We start from the raw sequence: 2,243 nt of genomic DNA, 5'->3' as shown, positions 1-2,243 counted from the left end.
AGTGCCGTTTGGGATGCTGCTAAAAATATGGGATTCACATTAAAAGAGTTTGATGGGGGCTTGTCATGATCACAGTATTCAAAATCCTACTCATGATCGTTATAGCCATTTCATTGATCGGTGTTATTGGTGAAACAAGCAGCCAAGAATTGCGAAACCAAATGACAGCAATTTGCATCACCCCTGGTTGTCGTATTCGTAATACTTTGAAGGAGGAGAAGGAATGGTTAACATTTTACTTGGGGTAATGACGGTAATGGCCGCAGCTATGACAGTATTTTTTATAATTTTTGGCATGATATTAATAAAGGAGCTGAAGAAATGAAGAGAATTATTGTTATCATTAGCACCGTTCTTACAATTCTTATTTTAGCAACTGGATGTGAATCGTGGGATCGGACGGTAAAGGATTTTAAATCATCAAACAGCGGACTAGAACGAACGGCAACCGTTTATGATCAAAACGGAAATAAAATAAAAACCTATAAAGGTAAATTTGACGTTGAAGTCAATGACTACGGAAACAAAGTGAAATTCGATATAGACGGGAAACGTGTCACAATCAATAACGCAATTGTTATCACAGAAGAAGAATAGCGCCGGAGCCAGGAAGGACGGGGAGAATGAAAACATACGAAAAAAAAGAAGTCGTTAGAACGGAAGAAAGGGTTAAGTCAATAATTTGCGATACATGCAGAAAAGTCATAGATACAGAAGATCCGAAAAGCCATAGATACGAAGTCACTGTGTCTCATAGTAGATGGAGGAACGACAGTCACGAAAGTGTAAAGGAATTAGACTTTTGTTGCTATGAATGCCTTCAAGAAAACATGAATGAGTTTTTCAAGAATGGATACCATACAGATAATTATGACATTGAAAGAATAGGCTGACGCCTGGCCGGATCAGGAGGACGGAGACGTATGAAACAACTCAGCAGAGAGAAAAAAGACCGAAAAAAACAGATTGAGAGCTATCTCAGGAATTATAAATCATACAAAGCCGGCATTAAGAACCTACAACAGCAGCTAGACTGGATTTTGCCAGGAATGACGGCCACATATTCAGCAGAAGAAGGATCGTCCGGCACGTTCAACATTACAAGCAAAGTCGAAAACGCTGCTTTGGATCGGATTGAGAGCAAACAGGCGTTAGACATAAAGGAAACCATGTCAATGTATCAGTTGATTGTTGATTCAATCGACAGGGCGTTAGAAGAGCTGGAAGAGTTAGAAAGAACATTTGTAGAAGAACGATATTTCAAACTCAAGTCAATTGAACAAGTGGCTGAGGTTATGGGATACCATGAGAAAACCATACAGCGTATCAGGAACAGCGTAATGGATAAACTTATGATCGGACTATGTAACATTTTCAAATTGGACTGAACACAGGAGGGCCTTTTTTATAGGCTCTCTTGTCTCCTGTTAGGATACTTTATTGCTACTTTTTCGCTACTTTTTACTCTTTTAGATGTGTTATTATGTTATTAGGAAGTTCCGCCAAGGGATTCCGTCAAATTCCATGATTGAAGATTCCCCCTTCGATTGTTCACTTTTCTTGATCGCTGTTACCCCGCAGCGGTCTTTTTATTTTGCATTGATAACAATATTAATAACAATAACAATATTAATCATGTGATTAATCATGATAACAATAATAATATTAATTGCCAGGGAGTGAGCGGAATGGATTCAAAGGTTTCTAAAGATCAGCGTCAGCTGGCGTATGAACTGGAATTAAGAGAGATAGATTTAAAAGCGGCTAAAAAATCCATTGAATTATTTCAAGACGTGCAGGAAGAGCGAGACGAGCTTGTCGAGGTTGTCAAAGATATGAGCAACGAAATTACAAGATTGAAACGTGAATTGATTGGGCAAGAGCGGGAAACTGAACGAGCTAAAGCCATTGGAAAACGAATTGACGAGTCATCGGACAAGCTCACAGTAACTTTAAATACCAAGCACATCAAAAGCGATCTAGATAATCTGAATCAAGAATTCAAAGAGCTTGATGAAGTAAACTAGCTCTTGAAAATAGAAATCAACAGCCGTAAATCCGAAAGACGGGGATTGATTGACAGAATCAAAACATTCGAAGCCAAGAAAGAAGATGCGGAGAAGGAATTTCAAGACCTTAAACAGTCATATGACCAAAGAGTAAAAGAGCTGGCTGAAATCAGTGGGTACATTGAAGGCCTTGCGGAATACGGTTACACAGACGAGGAAGGTCATCCATTACAC

4 protein-coding genes are annotated in these 2,243 nt (G+C 38.9%); all 4 read left to right on the top strand.

Annotated elements, in window-relative coordinates:
* The first annotated feature begins 321 nt into the window (after positions 1–321).
* Complete coding sequence (locus ACWGB8_RS38400; RefSeq protein WP_377895730.1) at positions 322–597, top strand: DUF5052 family protein; 276 nt, start codon at positions 322–324, stop codon at positions 595–597.
* Between the two features lie 326 nt (positions 598–923).
* Positions 924–1,388 (top strand): sigma-70 family RNA polymerase sigma factor, encoded by a 465-nt coding sequence (locus ACWGB8_RS38395; RefSeq protein WP_377455256.1) that lies wholly within the window; start codon positions 924–926, stop codon positions 1,386–1,388.
* 291 nt (positions 1,389–1,679) lie between these two features.
* On the top strand, positions 1,680–2,027 hold the full coding sequence (locus tag ACWGB8_RS38390) for a hypothetical protein (RefSeq protein ID WP_452218289.1): 348 nt from the start codon (positions 1,680–1,682) through the stop codon (positions 2,025–2,027).
* A 3-nt stretch (positions 2,028–2,030) separates the two neighbouring features.
* A partial coding sequence (locus ACWGB8_RS38385; protein WP_452218288.1) for a hypothetical protein occupies positions 2,031–2,243 on the top strand: 213 nt, incomplete at its 3' end.

The organism is Kitasatospora sp. NPDC054939, assembly GCF_053610105.1.
This window is presented reverse-complemented; position numbering and strand designations above follow the sequence as displayed.

Coding starts and splice junctions, on each gene's coding strand:
- ACWGB8_RS38400 (WP_377895730.1), top strand. CDS start 322: ATGAAGAGAATTATTGTTATCATTAGCACCGTTCTTACAATTCTTATT.
- ACWGB8_RS38395 (WP_377455256.1), top strand. CDS start 924: ATGAAACAACTCAGCAGAGAGAAAAAAGACCGAAAAAAACAGATTGAG.